The organism is Paraglaciecola aestuariivivens (assembly GCF_052983255.1).
Map to the genome: position 1 here is coordinate 89,896 of NZ_JBRKBA010000006.1, position 18,460 is coordinate 108,355.

The window sequence follows — 18,460 nt, forward strand, 5'->3', positions numbered from 1 at the left end:
GTTTCACAAAAAAGACACATCCTTAATAAAACAATTATCTTAAAACCCACAGTTAATAGTGAATATGATCAACAAGTGATTTAGCTTAAACCCCACTCACACCCCCAATTATTTGACTTAACCACTTAGCTCTCGTTATTGTCCTGCCTCAAATTTTTAAAGGGAGTGTTTTATGGACGAAATGGTTGCAGAGGTTTTTAAGATTTTTCATCAAGAGTATGCAACAAGAATGCAAACCTTTAGGCCGTGTAAGCCCGGTGGTGAAATTGTTGAAAGCAATCTTGTGCATCAATTTATTAATGCTTGGTTGAAAAAATGTCCTGATGCGCTGCATGCTTTAGAGGTGCCTTTTGCTACCAAAAGTGATACGCCATTAACCCCCAATTCAGACATTGAGGATGTGCTAAATACTGGGTGGGGTAATCATCTCGATGGTATAGTGTTGGCAAATGGCACCTTGTATTTGATAGAAGCCAAAAGAGACTATCCACCAGCCCAATTAATTAAGCGTACTAAAGCAGACTTTGACCGAATTCATTCTTTAGAGCTGGCTGCCAGCCTTAACATTATGTTTTTTAGGCAAGGGGTATACACCAAGCCCATTGAGCCAATTAAAGAGGTTAAAGGTATTATTCTGGCCGATACTTGGAGCCTTACTAATCAAAAACTGTGGCAAAGTGCCCACTATAAAGGCCAAATAGACTGGCTGGCAGATATGCAGCGCGAGGTTAAAGATTTAGGCATTGGCTCGTCTATTAAAAATGAGTCTTACGCTTTGTTGATTGCCCATACCCAAGCCATGCCAGAGCAGTTAAGAGTTATTAATAGTGGGCTTTGATATTTATTCTGACTTCATTCAAGTGATGATGGGCGACGAACCCCAACTGCTAGATTACATGGCAAAACTTATCACTCACCTAGAGCAAAGCGAGGTGCGTTATTGTTTTGCTGGCGATTTGGCCTTTTCGCAACATGGTATTGAGCAGTGTACGGTTAACTTTGATATTTTTATTCATCAAAACGATCTTGCCAAGCTAAGCCAAAACGCAGACATAGGCGCAAAAAACGCCCATTTAATTTATGAGAAAACCCTAAAGCGTTCGGGCTCTGCTAACTCACAGAGCGACAACAAATATTACCGCATTAAAGTGTTGCCTCTTGATGATTCATTGTGGCAGCAACTAACAGTAGAGCCCACACTCAGCGCCTTTGGTAAAGCAAAGGTAAAGGTGGTGGCAAAAACCAGCTTAGTTAATATGGTGAATATCATTCGAGGGTTTAAACACTTAACAGACTTAGAAACTAACTACTTTGATGTGCGTTTAATGCAGATGCAAGAGCTAGACGCGGGCATAGATCCCCAAGGCTACACAGTATCTTGGGCAGAGCTACAACAACAAAAACGCCAAGCCTGGTTAAAAGCTAAGTAAAACAACCAGCCCAACTTTGGTGATTAAAGTTGGGCTTAAAATTGGTTGTTGTGGTGGAGGTGTTTAATAAAGGTTATTTAGTAGAAACAGCTGATAGAAACTCAGGGTCGCTAAACAACTTGTTTAAAAGGGTTTGAATTAAATCGCTGTAGCTATTTTGTGCATTGGGTATGGCAACTGCGCCCATAAAAGACGAATCAAACTTATTTTCAGCTTGAATTGTCTTTTGGAAAATCTCTACATTATCTTGAGTTACTACAAACTTTACCGCAACAACTCCAGTTCCAGTGGAAAAACCAGCAACATCAATGTCATTAGCTACCAACTCGCCAGTTATAATTTTGTTCGATAACGGGTTGTAAGCCTTTGCAAGTTTAAGCTCTTCGATAATGGCATTTGTAATGTATGTACCAAAAGTGCCAGTGTTCGATTTTAATTGGGTTCCACGAAGTGATATAGAATTTAGGCTTTTTTGCGAGCTAATTTCATTTACAGCTACCGGCTCAATTTTCGACTGTTTAATCTGTTGAATGTTATCTATCGAAACTTGATAGGTAGGTGCCACTATTGAGCAACCAGATAACAGCAATACTAAAAATAGAATGCTAACTTTCATATTATTATTTCCTGTGGTTTAAAAAGAGTTTGATTTCTCAAGTTTCTCGGCCAATTGCAAAATTGCAGACTCAGTGGCTCGCTTAGCGGCTAAACCAAAATCATTTTTAAACTCATCAAATTCTGCCACGCCATTGGTTTTCACCGAGTCACTCCATACTATTTGACCAGCATCATTTAGTGCTTTAACAGACAAATCCACAGTGAAGTGAGTGGGTGGCCAAGTAAACAAACTAGACGAACTAGAGTTAGTGCTAATGGTGGGTATAAATATGAGTTTTATTTCATTTTCTTTGATGAAACTGTTGTCATTTAAAGACTTAACTTTGTATACATCTTTGAACTTATGGCTAAGTACAGCATAAAACGCCGTTTCCATATCTTTATATGGTGTATAGGTTATATCGTCACCTCCCCCACCTGGCGTTTGTACCTTTAAGTTTCTATCAGTTTCTGAAATATGATACCCAACTGACTTTTCTATTTTATTTGGTGAAGGGTTTAAACCATTTGTAGTAGGTGTGATTTGAATATTATGAGCGCAACCAGAAATTAACACAGATGTAAGCGCCATCATGCTTATTAATATTTTCATTATGTAATTCTCTATTATGGGTAGGAAATAACTAAGAGATGTTTTAATTAAAAACTAAAACACCTCTTGGCTATTAAAAACTTAAGCTAAATTTTATATGAGGTTAGCTTGCGCAGTTTTTGCGTTTGTACTGTGTAGATACAGCTTCGTGTTTGCCTTTTAGTAACGCGTACTCGGCTTGAAGTGCTCCATCACCACCCTCTAAAAAGAACAGTGCTGGCCAAAAAAGTACCAAACCAATACCCATTTGCCACGAGTCATTTGAAGCTTCTTTGTCTACTTGCCCAGTTATCACGCCAACTCTTTGGGTGATATCACGCATTTCAGCTTCTAAAGTTTCACAGTTGAAACTGGCGTATTCATTTGGTGATACATAAGTTGCTGGAATGTCTTGGGATTTACTGGCACAACCATTTAAAAGTGCAACGGTTGCTAACGATAGTAATGTGGATTTTATTTTATTATTCATGAGGATTTTCCTTTCCAAAACGTCATGTTAATACTCATCTCGTTGAGCATCGGCAAACAGGCTACTAGAATATATTGATAAAGACAATTGCAATTCTAGATTTATTATTCTTTTACTTGTTGAATTAAAAAGAGCTGTATCTGGCTGATATTCATACTAAATTTAACTGAGAGTTGTAAAAGCTAGATGCCGTAAAACTCTCATTTTATCGCTAAATTTTGTGGGTTAATTTTGAATACTTCTAAGCAACTGGCCGCTGGTTTCAACATCAAAAGAAATAAAGGCCTCGTTTAAAGCTATCGATGCGGCACACATTAAATCAGGTTGTTCCACAAAGTCTTCGGCAGAAACAATCACATTATAAAATGCTTCGTTTTCATCTCGTACTTTGCTAATCACATCTAGTATGAGTGATAGTTGTTTTTCTTCATCAATATTTTGGTGAGTGTCTTGGTAGCTGTTTATCAACATAGTTAACGCCGCACTTTCTAGGGCTTTACCTTCTGCAGAAATGCCCCCTTGGTTGCCATATCTTTTAGCTTCTGGCACCTCGTCGGGATACACAAAAGACGCGCATGCTAAAGGAAACTCTTGGCGCAACTCCTTCATTCTAAAAATTTGCGCTTTAAAATATTCCACTAAAGCCAAATTGCCGGCACTGGCAAGATAAATAGGCAATCTGTGGTTATACAGTAAATCAACCATTTGATTAATGATTTGGGCTTGGGGTAAGCCCTGGCGCATACCCACATAATTTAAATCTAATGCTTGCTGGTAGGTTTCGGGATCATGTTTTTTCATGGCCACCATATAGTCTTGGGTGAGCAATCCCGACTCAAGCTCTGCTTTAGTGATAGAAGACTCAGTGCCTAGCCCACTTAGAGCGTAAAGGTCTGGGTCAACAATTTTATCTACTACTCCTGCACGCAATAACTCTTCGTTTGATGGCGACCAAAAACTATCACTTGATGTGCTCATTACTTTGTCTACAAACCACTTAGGAAGGCCTTGATTTAAATAAGCCTGCTTTAGAGGATCACCCAATTCGCTAACAGTGTGACTCGACACTGTTCCTATTGAGGCGGTGTGAAATCTTAACTCCGCGCCCTCGCCTAGCAGTTTATTTTTACCCGCAAGATACACTAAGGTGCAAGAAGAACTACAGTCAGTTTTTACGTAGGTATCTAAGTCGTGATCACGCACAACTTGCATCATGCGTTTTGCCGCTAAAACTCGGCCACCTATGCTATGTAAGTGTAAAATTTTCACGTCTGGATTTAGGTTAAGCTGTTCAGCTAATAGGGTTTCAGAGCCTATTTCTAGGCCACCAAACACTTCTAATTCGGTGCCGTTATTTAATAATCTAAATTCAGTTGCTGGGTAACGCTCACTGCCAATCAGGGTCAGAAAACTGGTTTTCATTATAGGAAAACCGCTGTTATACATTTGGTAGAGAAAACCTAAACAGCCCAAACACACCATTACTTTTGCAGTCATAGCCCAACCTGCAGATCCCCCTCTAAGAGGGTGCTTGCTGGCCGAACGATAAATCCCAACCGTTTGCCAGCAGGTCAATACAATCATGCAAACATATAAGCCAAAAATATAGGCGCCGAGCAATTTGGCAGAGCTGGCGTTTTCTACTCCTACTTGGGCAAAATGACTCAGAATTACAATAACTACATTGGCCGTTACGCCAATTAACCAGTAACTTACTGGCAAAGAGATTTGCCCTTTCCAATAGCGAATAAAAAAGTTTGGATGTTGTTCTTCGTTAAATTCAGGCTGTGCTGAGTGTTCTGGGGTTATAGGCTTATCTAAGTCTGCGCCGCGAGCGTTAATTTCTTCAATCAGAGTTTGGGCTCTTTGTGGAAACTGCTCTTTGTCTATATTGGCTAGTGCATCTTTTAATTCTGCGAGGGAATATTGCTTGTAGTTAGGTGTAGTCAAACCAAGTCCATTTGTCATTTTTATTAAGCCAACAATATACGCACTATGCTACGGCTGCACAATAGCTTAGCTGGGGCATGTAACGCCCCCCAGTTTTTGTGAATTTATGCTTACTTTTAACTACAGTGCTTTTCTATTTTCGATGTCCATTGTTCAAGGTTATCGCGGTTATATTGTCTTGCTGGTGGTTCAAAAATGACTTCATTGCCTAAATTAGGAGGCGGAAATTGTTGTTGTACAGAATTAAGGTAGGTTTCGCTGTAGGCAAACACTTTGTTATCTTTTAACGACCAAAAATAACGGTTATTGGCTAACTCAATTATGTGGATCATGCAGTCTTTGTTTAGCTCATTTTTACCAAAGTTTATTTCAGACACGCCATGCTTTAAGCCTATAAATGCCAGCGCCTCTGAGCCATGTAAGCGGGTGTTTTTATTATCAAATATATAGCTGGTGGCATTACCGGCAATGGTTGTGACTAAAAAATACGCTAACACTGCAAAGGTTGTGATGGGCAGCGCAAAAAAGCGTTTAAATTTTTTATTACGCTCTGCTACTTTATCGGGCGCTTGTTGGCGTGGGCCTAGCATTATTTCGAAAGTGCCAAAACACGCCCAAAAAATAAGGTATAAGCCTACCAGGGTAACAATTAATAGAATTAACATATGGGTGAAGGCTTCTATGCCTAGCTTAAAGTAGTCGTCTAAGTCGGCTATGGCTAAAAAATTAATGCCAAACCAAGAGGTGACTATTGAGTTGTGTACCACACTGCTCAAAATACAAAATACGGTTAACACTAGTACCGCCAATGTAAGGTAGTTTTTTAGTTTTTCGGCTGTTCCTGTTTCGCTCATGCTTGGCTTCCTTTAGTGTTGCGTTAAAACTGGGTTAAGCATAGCCGCAAATTTCAGCATCATGGGTAAAAGGTTTGGCTGTTTTAATGGGTTACTTTAAGTGGGTATTTTTTAAGACAAAAAATGTCGCACGCTGCAGTTAAGCTTATGCCATTAATGTTTGGTAGGTAATAGTAAGAGGTTGTTAATGAATAAAACTGAGTTTCTCAGCAATAGGTACGTACAAGATTTTATCGGCTGGCTTTCGCACAACATAGACTCAGGAATAAGCCATACATGGTATTCGCTGGGGGCGGGCAAAGGCTTTTCAATTGGCGAGAAATGGAGCTGCAAGGGCATATTTAACGCGCATGCCCAGTACAAATGGAAGAGTAAACGCTTCGACACTCAGCAACCCATTATTACCTTTGAGCAAACCCGAGATTACCTAAACAACTTGGGCAGCAAACTAACTCAAGCTGTTACCAGCCAAAATCATGCGCTTTGCTTTGAAACCTGTATCGAAATTTTAGAATGGGGCGGGGTGAACGACAGCAACATTGCTATTAATATTCGCGAATTAAAACACGAATTAGCCTTATACCTAACTAAAGTGCAGGCATTTTTAAATTCAAACGAGTTGAATAGCGCGCAAAGCTTTGAATACCAAGCCACAAACGGCAAAGTCTATGGCTTGCATTTAGACTCTGGCACCACAAAAATTTATTCGTTATTGGCCAACGAATTTATTATTTACGACAGCCGAGTAGGGGCCGCATTAGGGTTGTTGGTGAGCAAGTGGATGGAAGACACAAAGCTCGCCCCTAGCGAATTGCCACAACTGTTAACCTTTACCTGGGGCAGCGCCAGGAGAAAGGTTGACGGGGTAAACCCCATAGAAACCAGAAACCCCAACAATGGTAAGCGTTTAGGCATGAAAACCTTTGCTCAAGCCGCCAGTACCGATCCACTCAAGCGTTTTGCAGATAACATACATACCTCTTGGTTATTGTCTGCATTATTGGCTAACCCAAAAACTTGCGGACAATTTGCTCAGTACCCCGTTGCCGAAAGAATTCATGCTTTTGAGTCTGCGCTGTTTATGCTGGGTTATGCGGTGTCTAACCAAGCATTAAGTGATATGCACAATAGGTTTGCTTTGGGCCAAAGTGCCAAAGCCAAACCCCAAGCACAAAACAAAGTTGCAAAGCCCGCAGCTAAAACTGGTCAGGCTAGCCCTAAGCGCTTAACCAACCACAGCAAGCTGTTACACCACATAAAAACCGGCGCTTTTACACTGCCTGCTACCTTTGAATACCGCCATGTGTATGCAGTGGCCAGCCAACTTAAGCTGGCTAGTACAGCTGCTGGTAGAGACTATGCTTGCATTAAATTTATCCAAAGCTTTTGCACGGTTTTACATAACGACCTTGCCCTAGAGCTAAGCAAACTTAACGATCCTAGGCAATCCGCCTACTTAACCACCCTAAGGCAAGGCTGTCAGTTTCAGCTCGCTCAGCTTTAAGTGCTGCAATCCTAGGCACAATATATTTTGCCCTAAGCTAGCCTGTGTCATTTGTGCAGGCTAGCAAACCCACTCTGTCCCCAACATAGCTACACTTTGTATAGCTAAATGAGTTAATTGATTTATTAAGACAAAAAATGTCTTGCTTGCCCAGATACTGTGCGTATTGAAATTAAATAAGGAATAAAACGATGCAATACATTCGCAACAGTAAAGGCCAGGCCATAGGTATGCAGCAAACGCTTAGCAATGGGATTAAGCAAGTGTATTCGGTTAATCCGAGCCGGTTAGTGGGTTGGTACGACCCAAGTTCAGATAAAACCATTAATGCCAAAACTGGCAATTGGATGGGGTATGGCGACCAAACCATCATGCTTTTAGCAGATTCTATATAGGAGAGCGGAATGACTAACATAGCCAGTGATTATTTTTTATTTGGGATCCCACAAGCCGCACAAACCGACGCGGTGTTATTGTTGGCCACCTCTGGGTTGCTTAATTCGGTGTCGGGCAAAATACAAATGTTTGTAGATTCTGTGTGTATCGATCAAAACGCCTTGCCCATGTTCGAAAACGTTCAACGCATGAGCATGACAGCCACAGTTGAATTTGTAGACTCAGAGCAAAGCGTAAAGTTCGACGCGCTAGGCTCGCCTGCACAGTGTTACGAAAACTTAGTGTTTAAATTTAGCCAGCTGCTTAAACAGCACAATGATGAAATATACTTAACCGCCCATGCGGTGCCGACAGTAGAAGACTTACTCGAAGACCAGCCTCAGCAAGCTGCAGCAGAGTCCACTAATTTATCTGCCATTCAGCAACAAGTAGATAGCTGGATCAATACCATAGGGGTGAGTTATTTTGACGAGCTAACCAACCTATCTAACCTAATCGAAGAAGTGGGTGAAGTGGCAAGGTTAATTGGCCGCGAATATGGGCAACAATCGTTTAAAGCTGGCGAGCGCCCGGCTTGTATAAAAACCGCTATTGCCGACGAATTGTCTGATGTGTTGTTTATTGTGCTGTGTTTGGCCAATCAATTATCAATAAATTTAGACGCGGCTTTTACCCGCAATATGGATAAAAAAACCAAAAGAGACAAAGCACGGCACTTAGCTAACCCAGCACTAGGGGCAAAGGCAGGGCAACGTCATGAGTAGATTTGCCTACCAAGCATTAATGCTGTGGGATAACCCCAATCAATTTGAAGATAAGGCCCTGTACAATTCAGTGCATAGCCTGTTGGGGTTATTAATAGAGCAAAGCATGCCCATTAGCGCCTTGAATGAATCGCAGAGTGAATTGCTGCATGAATTAGTGGCGGGTAGCTTAGATGCGCTAAGCCAAGCGGTGCAACACAATCAAGAGTTAGAGGCAAACAACGAGCTGCTGACTATGCTTGGCGATTTAATTCAGTTTTCTAACCAGCTCAGCCCAAGTACTCAACATTAAAGGCACAATGATGTGCCTTTTGCTGACTCTAAGTTTTAAAGGTTGCTTAAAAACTGCCTAAAGAGTTGATCAACCCTGTCTAGAGCAGCATTTAAACTGTGATCCCCCTCAATAACATGCAAAGACGCATGATTCTGCTGGGCAAATTTAATGCTATTAGCCACCGGAATAATATCGTCTGCCCAACCATGCACAATCTCGCAATAACCATCTATCTCATACTGCTGCATCTGATAGTTTGGCATGTACAAAGCCGGCGCCATTAAAAATAAGCCCGGCACTTGGTGGTTACTGGCATTAACCAGACTCACATAACCGCCCATGCTCGACCCCACTAAAATAGGCGGGCTTGATTCACTAGCCAGCAGCTTATCTAGCATTTCAACCCGCACATCTGGGTTAAGGGTGGCGGTGTAGTCTATGCTGTCTACCTCAACCCCTAAGTCTTGCGCACTTTGCGCTAACCTTTTAATTTTGCGCCCCCAAGGGCCGCTTTCTTTGCCATGTGAAAAAATAACTTTCATTAAAACACCCTATTGTTAACTGTTGTGCCTAGTGTGAGCGCCCTAAAGACAAAAATTGTCTTTACCTATTAGGGTGAGTTACTCTTGTTTAATTGCACTTGCTGTTTAGAAATGCTCTTTACTATGTCAATAAAATACAAAGTCTACAACGACCCATTAAAACGCGCTATTCGTAGCAAAAAGCCAGCTGCCCGGGCCATAGCCGAGATTCTGAATGACCAAAACATGCTCAGATGTGTAGCCACTCACAATCCCGAACTACTGAGTAATCAAGCCTCTGCACAGCACTACAACACCGACTCTAAGTTGTACAAAACCTTCTTTCGAAATATATCCCGGCGACTCGATGCACTAGTGCAAGAGTATCAAGCCTACGACCCACCTTATTTAGTTAAATCTGTGGTAAAAGAAGCGCGACACTTTGGTAAATCTAGTTTTTATTGGCTGAACGACGAATGCAGAAACGAAGCCCTAGGTTATGGTGCGGTGTCGGAAAAACGAGTAGAAGCCCGAATTTTTGCCTTTAGGTTTATCGATGCCTACTTAAAACACTTTTTCCCGCCCTCACTGATCCAAGAGTTAAAACAAGACATTGATGAATCAGATACCGTCAGCAGCAAATATGCAGGTTTAGACAAAAAGCTAAAATTCTGGCCCGCTTTTGTAAACAAAGAACAAGTGCAATTAGATAAAAGTGAACAGTGGCGAGCCGTATTTGCCGCACTATTAAACAACCAAGTTTTTACTGCAAATTACCAATCTCTGCACAGCGACATGATCCCAGAAAAGGTTACCCTGTCGCCGCAGCGAATTGAATATGTAAACTTAGACGTCAAGCTACTCGCCTACGTACACCAAACCAAAAGTTACTGGCGATTTCAAATGGACAAGCTCGAAGCAATCAAGCCCGACTCCACTACCCGCTTCCAAAAACTCGACTGGGACAACTTCGAATCCTATTACCCATTTGAATTTAGAGCCGCAGACTGGGCCGCACACTACCTAAAACGCATTGGCTTTGGTAAAGACACCAAAGTGGTTTCTATGGGCGCAGGCACAGCAAAAATCACCGGCCAAATACTGTTACCCAAACACCTTAATGGCGGAGTAGATGTATTCGACTGTGTGAACTACCTAGCAAATTTTGGCGACGCCCTACAAGTGTTAAAACCCAATATCATTCGCCAAGAATTTACCCGCAGAGCCAAAGCCATGTTGCAACTCTACACCAGCGACAAGCTAGAAATCAGCACCCCCATACTCCTAAAAAGCGCCCACCACCAAACCTCAAACCAACACATGCTCGAAGTGTTTAACAAACGATATGACAAGTTAAAAGAGTAGGCTGCAAGGAAAAGCTACTGATACCAAATAGATGAGTTGCAAAGTTCGCTAGCCGTTAGTTGCTAGCCCCAACATTCAACACCCGTCACACCTGCGAAGGCAGGTGTCTAGTGTGTACAAAATTCAAACAATAAATAACTGCAACGCAAAATACACTCTTTGGCTTAGTAAAACGGTTTGTGGGTTCCCGCCTTCGCGAGAACGACGGAAATGGTATAACCAAAGAGTGTGCGTCACACCTGCGAAAGCAGGTGTCTAGTGTGTACAAAATTCCAATAGATAACTGCAACGTAAAACACACACTTTGGCTTAGTAAGGCGGTTTGTGGGTTCCCGCCTTCGCGAGAACGACGGAAGTGGTATAACTAAAGATTGTGCGTCACACCTGCGAAGGCAGGTGTCCAGTGTGTACAAAGTTCAAACAATAGATAACTGCAAAGCAAAATAAACTCTTTGGCTTAGTAAGGCGGTTTGTGGGTTCCCGCCTTCGCGAGAACGACGGAAATGGTATAACCAAAGAGTGTCCTAAATATAAGACGTAACAACTTCCAATACCCGTCACACCTGCGAAGGCAGGTGTCTAGTATGCATTGAGCTATTCTATATTCGCGATCTGTTCGCGCATTTGCTCTATCAATACCTTTAATTCTACTGCTGATTGGGTGATGTCGGTGTTGATGGATTTTGAGCCTAGGGTGTTAGATTCGCGGTTGAATTCTTGCATCATAAAGTCGAGCCTGCGGCCTACTGCGCCGCCTTTATTGAGGATTTTTTGGGTTTCGCTTATGTGCGAGAGTAAGCGGTCTAGCTCTTCAGCTACGTCTACTTTTTGCGCTAGCATGACCATTTCTTGTTCGATGCGGGTGGGGTCGAGTTCAATTTTGGCTTCTTCAAAGCGCGTTTGAATTTTTTCTCTTTGCCATTTGATTACGTCTGGCATGTGGGCGGTGACTTTTTCGACTTCCACTTTTATGCCGTCTAGGCGTTGTTCGATCATGGCTTTAAGGTTGCTGCCTTCGGTAGCCCGGGCGGCAATAAAGTCTTTGAGGGTGAGGTCAAACTCGGCTAGTACTTCTGCTTGTATGCTGTCCATGTCGGCTTCTTCGGCGCTGATTACGCCAGGCCAGCGTAATACATCTAGTGGGTTTACTCCGGCTGATTGGCCGTGTGATTGTACCCAGTCGGCGGCGCTCATCACTTGTTTGGCTAAGTCTTCGTTTAAGCTTAGTTTGCCTACTGCTGCGTCGTTCGCCACATAGCGTAGTGAACATTCTACTTTGCCGCGTTGTAATTGTTTACGAAAGCGTTCGCGTAATACTGGCTCCATGCTTTTAAATTGTTCTGGCAGGCGAAAATAGGTTTCTAGGAAGCGTTGATTAACCGAGCGAATTTCCCACACAGCTGTGCCCCAATCGGCTTTAAGTTCACGGCGAGCAAAAGCGGTCATACTATAAATCATTGCGTTATTTCCTAAGTCAGCATTACTTTTTTTATTATACCTGTGTAGCAACTTAGGGCGAGTGTATTGCGCAATTATTTGTTGTGGAGTGCGTAAAACCCAAGAAAATTTTGTGCTAAGCCTTTATAATTCGGCGCACTATTATTGAGGAGAGCACTATGCGTCCAAGTGGAAGAACAGCCAGTCAAATTCGCCCCGTTACTATTACCCGTAATTTTACCTGCCATGCAGAGGGGTCGGTATTAATTGAGTTTGGCAATACCAAAGTGTTATGTAATGCCTCAGTCACCGAAGGTGTGCCGCGTTTTATGAAAGGCCAAGGCAAAGGTTGGGTGACAGCTGAGTACAGCATGTTGCCTCGTGCTACTCATACTCGTTCAGATCGCGAAGCCGCGCGTGGTAAGCAAGGTGGGCGTACATTAGAAATTCAACGTTTAATTGCCCGTTCGTTACGAGCTGCAGTCGATTTAAAGCTGCTGGGTGAAAACACCATAGTGGTAGATTGTGATGTGATTCAAGCAGATGGGGGTACACGTACTGCGTCTATCACTGGTGCCTGTGTAGCGCTTGCCGATGCATTAAGTTGGATGCGTGCTAAAGGTATTTTAAAAACCAACCCTATTAAGCATATGATTGCGGCGCTTTCTGTAGGGGTTTATAAAGGTGTGGCGATTGCCGATTTAGAGTACTTAGAAGATTCTGACGCCGAAACCGACATGAACGTGGTGATGACAGACACAGGCAAGTTAATTGAAGTTCAAGGCACAGCCGAGGGCGAACCTTTTGACTTTGATGAGCTTAACGAAATGTTAGCCTTGGCTAAACAAGGTATTCGTGAGTTATTCGACGAACAAAAAGCTGCCTTAAATTAGGATAGTTAAATGCAAGATTATCAAGCTGAATTTATCGAGTTTGCCCTAGCTAGAGGGGTACTAAAGTTTGGGCAGTTTACCCTTAAGTCGGGGCGCACTAGCCCGTACTTTTTTAATGCTGGGTTATTTAATACTGGCGGTGACTTAGCCAAGCTTGGACAGTTTTACGCTCAGGCCTTGCAGCGTTCTAAGATTGAATATGATTTGTTGTTTGGCCCAGCCTACAAAGGTATTCCTATTGCCACTACCACAGCAGTGGCTTTAGCCGATAAACATGGGGTAGATAAGCCTTATTGTTTTAATCGTAAAGAAGCCAAAACCCATGGCGAAGGCGGTAATTTAGTGGGTAGTCCTTTGGCCGGTAGAGTAATGCTAGTAGACGATGTGATCACAGCGGGTACCGCTATTCGCGAGTCTATGCAGTTAATTGAGGCTAATAAGGCTAACTTGGCTGGGGTATTAATTGCCCTTGATAGGCAAGAAAAAGGTCAGGGTGAGTTTTCGGCTATTCAAGAAGTGGAGCGAGACTTTAATACTCAAGTGGTGAGTATTGTGAGTTTGGCTGACTTAGTTGAGTATTTGGCGAATAAACCAGAAATGGCCGAGCACTTAGCTAACATTCAACAGTACCGTGTAGATTACGGAATTTAACTGCTTGTGAGTGACTTTGACTCTGCCGATCACCAACTCGATGCTATGGGGCTACGTTGCCCCGAGCCGGTGATGATGGTGCGCTTAAAAATTCGTGATATGCAATTAGGCGAAACCTTAACAGTGACAGCCGACGATCACTCTACCACGCGCGACATTCCAAGCTTTTGCCGCTTTATGGAGCATGAGTTGGTTGCGGCTGAAACCAGCCAGTCGCCGTATCGTTACATCATTAAAAAAGGGCGTTAAGTTAAACGCCCATTTTTATTAGAACTATTCGAAGAAACATCCAATTTGCAGCGTTGTTATTGCCAGCTAACAACATAGCCATGCAAACTTTCTTTTTGTCTGCAGATAATTGCTCTTTTTAACTAGTTTTTGTTACAGTGTTGTATGTTTTTTATACGGATGTGATGCTTGAATAGTTATGCCAAATGGATTCTAGCGACGGTTTTTATGCTGAACAGCTCGGCTGTGTTAGCTAAAAAGGCGGTAATATTTGCCGTTGTACTGTTACACCCTTATTCGCAAATCAATCCCCAAACTCGTGAATGCGAGGGCCAGACTATTGCCAAAACTCAACTAATATTTGCAAAATTTGAACGCCCATTAAAAGTGTTATGTTTTCCTCCCTATAGATTTATAAAAGAATTTAATGCTGGGAATATTGATTTAACCATCAACACTAAAATAAACCCACACATCAAAGCAAAGGCGCTGTTTCTGGATCCGCCTTTTAGAATGATAAAGCTTAATTTGTATACTAAAAATGCAAGGAGTCCAGATCGTACTATTGCTGCCATTAAAGGATTTGATTATGGGGGCAAACGCTTAGAGTTTACCCAAAATCGTTATGAATTATTGGATTTGCCCAGCGCGACTTCATCGTTGCAGGCATTTTTGCGAGGTGAAACGAATAAGCTGCTGTTTTATGATCCACAAATGGCGTTTTTTGTAAGTAAAAAACTTATTCAGTTAGACAACAGCATTAAAGTTGAAGAGCTAGATACCATTTATACCCACTTTGCTATTTTCAAAAACTCTAGTCACAAACAGGTGCTAAATGACTATATAGCCGCTTATGCAAACGCTCATAACACTCAGTTTTTTATCGATTAAATTAATCAGGCTAAAAAGTTCACATTAGCGCCAACAAGCTATTATTTTTTGCTGACGCTAATTTAACATTGTGTTTAGTTAGGCTTTCTAAATTTAAAAGTCCAACGGTCGGTATTGCCAGTAACTGATTTCACCCCTACTTCGTATCTTAGCTCGTCGTCGGCGCGGTAGTGCAAGTCGCTGTAATCAACAAACTCAAACCCAGCGGCTTGAATTTCTTTGATGGCTAACACTGGATCAACCCGGCGTTTGTTGGCAGGCGTTGGGGCTTCCATATGGCGAGCAGTGTGATCTACTACCGCATAAATTCCCCCTGGTTTTAAGGCATCAAAGGCTAGTTTATTCATGGTGTGGCGACCTGCCTCATCAAAATTATGATAGTTGCGAAAGGTCAGTACCATGTCTAAGTCTTTTACGCCTAATGAGTCGGCTTCTAGTGAATAAAAGCTGGCGCCTTCTTTGCGGTATAACTTGGCGTCTTCGGCTACAATTTTCATGTTTTCAAAGCCAGCTTGTTGTTGCAAAGCTTTCACTCTACCCGTGCCTAAGGCCGCGTAATATTGGCCCTTTTCGCTTACTACTGGGGCGAGGATCTTGGTGTACCAGCCACCACCTGGAATAAGCTCGGCAATTTTCATATCGTGAGTTAGGCCAAAAAAGCTTAAGGTTTGTAAGGCTTTACGGTTTCTATCACGCTCGGTTTCTGCTTGGGTGCGAATGTCGGCTTGCATGGCGGCTTTTATTTTGTCAGCGGTAATTGCAATCTCATCTGCTGCTAACAAGGGCGTACTTATGGCCAGTAATAATATGGGCAGTAAGGTTTTCATTGGGTTCTTCCTGTTTAGTTAAGCTTAAAAAAAAGCAGCCGGTTTAGGCTGCTTGTTTAGGTTGAGCTATTGGTGTTTGTAAACCACACCATCTTTCATAACAAACTGAATGTTTTTTAATAACGAAATTTGCTTTAACGGGTCGCCTTTTACTGCCACTAAATCGGCTAACTTGCCTACTTCTATGCTGCCTAACTTATCACTCACTTGTAATAAGTCTGCGGCGTTGTAAGTGGCAGTTTTAATTACTTCAATAGGTTTCATGCCAGCTTCTACCATAAGTTCAAACTCTAAACCATTGTCGCCGTGCGCAGATACACCTGAGTCGGTACCAAAGGCGATTTTTACTCCGGCTTTATAAGCATTGGCTAAGGTTTGTTGAATTAATGGCCCTATGGTTGCGGCTTTAGGGCGAACTAATTCTGGGAAGAACCCGTCTATTTTGGCTTTTTCTGCAACCCAAGCCCCAGCCATAACTGTAGGTACATAATAGGTGCCGTGCTTTTTCATTTGTTTAAAAACGTCTTTGTCCATGTAGGTGCCGTGCTCGATAGAGGTCACGCCAGCTTTAATGGCTCTTAACATGCCTTCTTTACCGTGGGCATGGACCGCGACTGTCATACCGTAGTCATTGGCGGTGTCGACAATGGCTTTTAGCTCGTCATCCATAAACTGAGGGTTTTGCCCACTTTTTGCCACACTTAATACCCCACCTGTGGCAGTGATTTTAATTAGGTCTGCTCCATCTTTATAACGTTGGCGCACAGCTTTACGCGCTTCTGCAACGCCGTTAATTACCCCGTCTCTTGGTCCTGGGTCGCCCATTATGCGTTTGTTGGTACCATTTGAAGGATCGGCATGTCCACCTGTAGTAGCAATAGACTTAGCCGCAGTAAAAATTCGTGGGCCAGTAATGTTGCCTTTGTTAATTGCATTACGCAGGGCCACGGTTTCGTTGTAACCATCACCTAAGTTTCTAATAGTGGTAATGCCAGCCATAAGGGTTTTTTCGGCATATAACACGCCTTTTAGTGCGTAGTCGGCTTCGTTTAGTGTGAATCTTTCCATATAACCGGCCAATCCACTGTTTTGACTAGTGATATGGGTGTGCATATCCATTAAGCCTGGCATTAGGGTGTAGTCAGATAAATCAATAACCTGATCGTTTTCGCCAGCTTGAGTAAAGCCAGAGTTAACAGCGGTGATTTTGTTACCTGTCACTACTATGGTGGCCTTGTTCATGACTTTGTCGTCACGGCTATCAATCACTTTACCTGCATGAATAAAAGTGGCCGACAGTGCCTGTAAGGGTAATAAAAAGGTCGCTAAGGCTAGCAAACTAGCAGTGGAGGTGAGTTTGAATTTTTTCATTTATTTTCCTTGTTATATTTCGCCTAGAGTAAAAGTGTAATTACCACTAGTTAGGGTTAAATGGCTTTGGCCATCTAGTGTTTGTGGTTGGCCTAACTCAGCCAATTGATAAAATACGTTTTGATGTAACCTTGCCCAAAGATTGCGTCTGACTAACACATAAGGCAAAAGGGCGGCGGTTTTTTTATCCGCAAAGATTTGTATAGGATGCTCCTCTCCTACAATTAGACTGTCTTCTGTGTTGGTGGTAAGTGCTAACTTGCCTTCTTCGAACTGCCACTGCGTAATGATAAAAGGTACGTCTTCTACTTGAATGCCAACTTTTTCGACTGGGGTGACTAAAAAGTACTTTTCATCTTCGCGCTTTAACACGCTTGCAAAAAGTTTTACTAAGGGTTTTCGACCTATGGGTGTGCCCATGTAAAACCAGCTGCCATCGTGTTTAATGCATAGGTCTATGTCGCCACAAAAGTCTGGGTTCCATTTGTCTACTGGTGGTAGGGCCGCACTCTGCTGATTAATTTGTTGCTGAAATGCGGCCAGGTCAAAATTTGGCATTGTTATAGCGATTCTTTAATTTCGCGTAATTTAGCTTTAATGCGGCGCATGTTTTCTGGGCCTGTGCGCAACAACTGCTTTTGCGGAGCCGTAAGCTTTTCTAACTTACTGTCGGCAAACTTGTACATTACGCTGTCGGTGTAAACTTCTACCGGCATAGGCACTTCTGGGGTGTCTAATAATACTTCTATGGCGGTTTTTAGTTTGTCGTTGAAATTGTCTCTGGGGCTGGCTATTTCAGCAAAAATTTCATCAATTGCAGGTTTGTACTCTTGGTAGAGCTGCATTAATGACTGGGTTTCGAGCGATTCAAATACCTCTACATAAGGGGCATAACGCTTGTAACTGGCAGGATCTATCCATTCTTTATCGGCTTGACGAAAGGTTCTAAAAGGTTTGTCTGGGGCGGCTAATACGCGGTTGTTTGCAGCTAAGGTTTCGTCGGCCAAGCTTGTGGTCATAACCACAAAACGCTGCAATAAGGCTTCGTCAATTAACAAACGCGCAAAGGCATCGTAATCAGACAAGGCTAATAATTTGGTTTTCACTGTGCCATCGCTGGTATCAAGGGGTTCTGGCACTGGCTCTGGAATAGGCTCTGGCTCAACCACATCAGGTAGGGTGTCTTCTGTGACTATTGCTGGCTCTTCTTCCACACTAGGTTCGATAATATCGGGTACAGGTGTAGGTTCAACCACTACAGGTTGTTGTACTACAGGCTCGGGCTCTGGCTCCGCTGGCCAGAATAAGGCAAGTAAGATAACCGCAATAACTAAGGCACCTATAGTAAAATGCGGGACCAAGGATTTTTTCGATTCTTCACTCATAATATTCCTATTCACCCATTTTTTGTCTGCATGATTTCAG

Annotated in this window: 22 protein-coding genes; 11 read left to right on the forward strand and 11 right to left on the reverse strand. The window is 42.6% G+C overall.

The annotated features are described in order from the left end of the window. Nucleotides 1-172: 172 nt before the first annotated feature. Both ACVCDT_RS10570 and ACVCDT_RS10575 read left to right on the forward strand, forming a co-directional pair. Nucleotides 173-838 (forward strand): hypothetical protein, encoded by a 666-nt coding sequence (locus ACVCDT_RS10570; protein WP_447132743.1) that lies wholly within the window; start codon nucleotides 173-175, stop codon nucleotides 836-838. Then, nucleotides 828-1,430 carry a hypothetical protein gene (locus ACVCDT_RS10575; RefSeq protein ID WP_447132744.1) on the forward strand — a complete coding sequence of 201 codons (603 nt, stop codon included), beginning with the start codon at nucleotides 828-830 and terminating at the stop codon, nucleotides 1,428-1,430. The genes ACVCDT_RS10570 and ACVCDT_RS10575 overlap by 11 nt, the downstream gene beginning before the upstream one ends. Nucleotides 1,431-1,503: 73 nt before the next feature. Here ACVCDT_RS10575 and ACVCDT_RS10580 read toward each other — a convergent pair whose 3' ends face one another. The 5 genes from ACVCDT_RS10580 to ACVCDT_RS10600 all read right to left on the reverse strand — a co-directional run bounded on the left by ACVCDT_RS10580 (nucleotide 1,504) and on the right by ACVCDT_RS10600 (nucleotide 5,913). After that, nucleotides 1,504-2,046 (reverse strand): hypothetical protein, encoded by a 543-nt coding sequence (locus ACVCDT_RS10580; RefSeq protein ID WP_447132745.1) that lies wholly within the window; start codon nucleotides 2,044-2,046, stop codon nucleotides 1,504-1,506. Nucleotides 2,047-2,064: 18 nt separating this feature from the next. After that, nucleotides 2,065-2,640 (reverse strand): hypothetical protein, encoded by a 576-nt coding sequence (locus tag ACVCDT_RS10585; protein WP_447132746.1) that lies wholly within the window; start codon nucleotides 2,638-2,640, stop codon nucleotides 2,065-2,067. 103 nt (nucleotides 2,641-2,743) lie between these two features. Continuing rightward, nucleotides 2,744-3,109: a hypothetical protein gene (locus ACVCDT_RS10590; RefSeq protein ID WP_447132747.1), complete on the reverse strand. Its 366-nt coding sequence runs from the start codon at nucleotides 3,107-3,109 to the stop codon at nucleotides 2,744-2,746. Between the two features lie 225 nt (nucleotides 3,110-3,334). Next, a complete protein-coding gene (locus ACVCDT_RS10595) occupies nucleotides 3,335-5,077 on the reverse strand; it encodes a hypothetical protein (protein ID WP_447132748.1) in 1,743 nt (580 codons plus the stop codon). Between the two features lie 98 nt (nucleotides 5,078-5,175). Then, nucleotides 5,176-5,913: a hypothetical protein gene (locus tag ACVCDT_RS10600; RefSeq protein WP_447132749.1), complete on the reverse strand. Its 738-nt coding sequence runs from the start codon at nucleotides 5,911-5,913 to the stop codon at nucleotides 5,176-5,178. 187 nt (nucleotides 5,914-6,100) lie between these two features. On the opposite strand from ACVCDT_RS10600, the gene ACVCDT_RS10605 reads away from it, so the two are divergent. The 4 genes from ACVCDT_RS10605 to ACVCDT_RS10620 all read left to right on the forward strand — a co-directional run bounded on the left by ACVCDT_RS10605 (nucleotide 6,101) and on the right by ACVCDT_RS10620 (nucleotide 8,869). Continuing rightward, entirely contained in the window at nucleotides 6,101-7,417 is a 1,317-nt protein-coding gene (locus ACVCDT_RS10605) for a hypothetical protein (RefSeq protein ID WP_447132750.1), read from the forward strand. A 191-nt stretch (nucleotides 7,418-7,608) separates the two neighbouring features. Beyond that, nucleotides 7,609-7,812: a hypothetical protein gene (locus ACVCDT_RS10610; protein ID WP_447132751.1), complete on the forward strand. Its 204-nt coding sequence runs from the start codon at nucleotides 7,609-7,611 to the stop codon at nucleotides 7,810-7,812. 9 nt (nucleotides 7,813-7,821) lie between these two features. Next, nucleotides 7,822-8,577, forward strand: a complete 756-nt coding sequence (locus ACVCDT_RS10615; protein ID WP_447132752.1) for a nucleotide pyrophosphohydrolase — start codon at nucleotides 7,822-7,824, stop codon at nucleotides 8,575-8,577. Continuing rightward, complete coding sequence (locus tag ACVCDT_RS10620) at nucleotides 8,570-8,869, forward strand: hypothetical protein (protein WP_447132753.1); 300 nt, start codon at nucleotides 8,570-8,572, stop codon at nucleotides 8,867-8,869. Before ACVCDT_RS10615 ends, ACVCDT_RS10620 begins: the two co-directional genes overlap by 8 nt. A 35-nt stretch (nucleotides 8,870-8,904) precedes the next feature. On the opposite strand, the gene ACVCDT_RS10625 is transcribed toward ACVCDT_RS10620, so the two are convergent. Next, a complete protein-coding gene (locus ACVCDT_RS10625; RefSeq protein WP_447132754.1) occupies nucleotides 8,905-9,393 on the reverse strand; it encodes a YqiA/YcfP family alpha/beta fold hydrolase in 489 nt (162 codons plus the stop codon). Nucleotides 9,394-9,516: 123 nt separating this feature from the next. On the opposite strand from ACVCDT_RS10625, the gene ACVCDT_RS10630 reads away from it, so the two are divergent. After that, a complete protein-coding gene (locus tag ACVCDT_RS10630) occupies nucleotides 9,517-10,737 on the forward strand; it encodes a WYL domain-containing protein (RefSeq protein WP_447132755.1) in 1,221 nt (406 codons plus the stop codon). A 594-nt stretch (nucleotides 10,738-11,331) separates the two neighbouring features. On the opposite strand, the gene ACVCDT_RS10635 is transcribed toward ACVCDT_RS10630, so the two are convergent. Continuing rightward, a complete protein-coding gene (locus ACVCDT_RS10635) occupies nucleotides 11,332-12,195 on the reverse strand; it encodes a YicC/YloC family endoribonuclease (protein ID WP_447132756.1) in 864 nt (287 codons plus the stop codon). A gap of 158 nt (nucleotides 12,196-12,353) precedes the next feature. Between ACVCDT_RS10635 and rph the strand changes: the two genes are divergently transcribed. The 4 genes from rph (at nucleotide 12,354) to ACVCDT_RS10655 (ending at nucleotide 14,837) form a co-directional block, all read left to right on the forward strand. Further along, on the forward strand, nucleotides 12,354-13,067 hold the full coding sequence (gene rph / locus ACVCDT_RS10640; RefSeq protein WP_447132757.1) for a ribonuclease PH: 714 nt from the start codon (nucleotides 12,354-12,356) through the stop codon (nucleotides 13,065-13,067). Between the two features lie 9 nt (nucleotides 13,068-13,076). Next, the gene (pyrE, locus tag ACVCDT_RS10645; RefSeq protein ID WP_447132758.1) at nucleotides 13,077-13,718 is read left to right on the forward strand and encodes an orotate phosphoribosyltransferase; all 642 of its coding nucleotides are present in this window, start codon (nucleotides 13,077-13,079) and stop codon (nucleotides 13,716-13,718) included. Continuing rightward, nucleotides 13,719-13,967, forward strand: a complete 249-nt coding sequence (gene tusA, locus ACVCDT_RS10650; RefSeq protein ID WP_447132940.1) for a sulfurtransferase TusA — start codon at nucleotides 13,719-13,721, stop codon at nucleotides 13,965-13,967. A gap of 207 nt (nucleotides 13,968-14,174) precedes the next feature. Then, on the forward strand, nucleotides 14,175-14,837 hold the full coding sequence (locus ACVCDT_RS10655) for a transporter substrate-binding domain-containing protein (RefSeq protein WP_447132759.1): 663 nt from the start codon (nucleotides 14,175-14,177) through the stop codon (nucleotides 14,835-14,837). 74 nt (nucleotides 14,838-14,911) lie between these two features. Here ACVCDT_RS10655 and ACVCDT_RS10660 read toward each other — a convergent pair whose 3' ends face one another. The 4 genes from ACVCDT_RS10660 to ACVCDT_RS10675 all read right to left on the reverse strand — a co-directional run bounded on the left by ACVCDT_RS10660 (nucleotide 14,912) and on the right by ACVCDT_RS10675 (nucleotide 18,420). Further along, the gene (locus ACVCDT_RS10660; protein WP_447132760.1) at nucleotides 14,912-15,664 is read right to left on the reverse strand and encodes a class I SAM-dependent methyltransferase; all 753 of its coding nucleotides are present in this window, start codon (nucleotides 15,662-15,664) and stop codon (nucleotides 14,912-14,914) included. 66 nt (nucleotides 15,665-15,730) lie between these two features. Continuing rightward, nucleotides 15,731-17,035: a metal-dependent hydrolase family protein gene (locus tag ACVCDT_RS10665; protein ID WP_447132761.1), complete on the reverse strand. Its 1,305-nt coding sequence runs from the start codon at nucleotides 17,033-17,035 to the stop codon at nucleotides 15,731-15,733. Between the two features lie 12 nt (nucleotides 17,036-17,047). Next, a complete protein-coding gene (locus tag ACVCDT_RS10670; RefSeq protein ID WP_447132762.1) occupies nucleotides 17,048-17,593 on the reverse strand; it encodes a DUF1285 domain-containing protein in 546 nt (181 codons plus the stop codon). Nucleotides 17,594-17,595: 2 nt separating this feature from the next. Continuing rightward, nucleotides 17,596-18,420, reverse strand: coding sequence for a DUF3014 domain-containing protein (locus ACVCDT_RS10675; RefSeq protein WP_447132763.1), 825 nt, complete (start codon nucleotides 18,418-18,420; stop codon nucleotides 17,596-17,598). Nucleotides 18,421-18,460 lie beyond the last annotated feature (40 nt).

Excerpts from the sequence above, each read along its gene's own strand:
- ACVCDT_RS10570 (WP_447132743.1), top strand. The coding sequence starts at position 173 with ATGGACGAAATGGTTGCAGAGGTTTTTAAGATTTTTCATCAAGAGTAT.
- ACVCDT_RS10580 (WP_447132745.1), bottom strand. The coding sequence starts at position 2,046 with ATGAAAGTTAGCATTCTATTTTTAGTATTGCTGTTATCTGGTTGCTCA.
- ACVCDT_RS10585 (WP_447132746.1), bottom strand. The coding sequence starts at position 2,640 with ATGAAAATATTAATAAGCATGATGGCGCTTACATCTGTGTTAATTTCT.
- ACVCDT_RS10590 (WP_447132747.1), bottom strand. The coding sequence starts at position 3,109 with ATGAATAATAAAATAAAATCCACATTACTATCGTTAGCAACCGTTGCA.
- ACVCDT_RS10595 (WP_447132748.1), bottom strand. The coding sequence starts at position 5,077 with ATGACAAATGGACTTGGTTTGACTACACCTAACTACAAGCAATATTCC.
- ACVCDT_RS10600 (WP_447132749.1), bottom strand. The coding sequence starts at position 5,913 with ATGAGCGAAACAGGAACAGCCGAAAAACTAAAAAACTACCTTACATTG.
- ACVCDT_RS10605 (WP_447132750.1), top strand. The coding sequence starts at position 6,101 with ATGAATAAAACTGAGTTTCTCAGCAATAGGTACGTACAAGATTTTATC.
- ACVCDT_RS10610 (WP_447132751.1), top strand. The coding sequence starts at position 7,609 with ATGCAATACATTCGCAACAGTAAAGGCCAGGCCATAGGTATGCAGCAA.
- ACVCDT_RS10615 (WP_447132752.1), top strand. The coding sequence starts at position 7,822 with ATGACTAACATAGCCAGTGATTATTTTTTATTTGGGATCCCACAAGCC.
- ACVCDT_RS10620 (WP_447132753.1), top strand. The coding sequence starts at position 8,570 with ATGAGTAGATTTGCCTACCAAGCATTAATGCTGTGGGATAACCCCAAT.
- ACVCDT_RS10625 (WP_447132754.1), bottom strand. The coding sequence starts at position 9,393 with ATGAAAGTTATTTTTTCACATGGCAAAGAAAGCGGCCCTTGGGGGCGC.
- ACVCDT_RS10630 (WP_447132755.1), top strand. The coding sequence starts at position 9,517 with ATGTCAATAAAATACAAAGTCTACAACGACCCATTAAAACGCGCTATT.
- ACVCDT_RS10635 (WP_447132756.1), bottom strand. The coding sequence starts at position 12,195 with ATGATTTATAGTATGACCGCTTTTGCTCGCCGTGAACTTAAAGCCGAT.
- rph (WP_447132757.1), top strand. The coding sequence starts at position 12,354 with ATGCGTCCAAGTGGAAGAACAGCCAGTCAAATTCGCCCCGTTACTATT.
- pyrE (WP_447132758.1), top strand. The coding sequence starts at position 13,077 with ATGCAAGATTATCAAGCTGAATTTATCGAGTTTGCCCTAGCTAGAGGG.
- ACVCDT_RS10655 (WP_447132759.1), top strand. The coding sequence starts at position 14,175 with ATGCTGAACAGCTCGGCTGTGTTAGCTAAAAAGGCGGTAATATTTGCC.
- ACVCDT_RS10660 (WP_447132760.1), bottom strand. The coding sequence starts at position 15,664 with ATGAAAACCTTACTGCCCATATTATTACTGGCCATAAGTACGCCCTTG.
- ACVCDT_RS10665 (WP_447132761.1), bottom strand. The coding sequence starts at position 17,035 with ATGAAAAAATTCAAACTCACCTCCACTGCTAGTTTGCTAGCCTTAGCG.
- ACVCDT_RS10670 (WP_447132762.1), bottom strand. The coding sequence starts at position 17,593 with ATGCCAAATTTTGACCTGGCCGCATTTCAGCAACAAATTAATCAGCAG.
- ACVCDT_RS10675 (WP_447132763.1), bottom strand. The coding sequence starts at position 18,420 with ATGAGTGAAGAATCGAAAAAATCCTTGGTCCCGCATTTTACTATAGGT.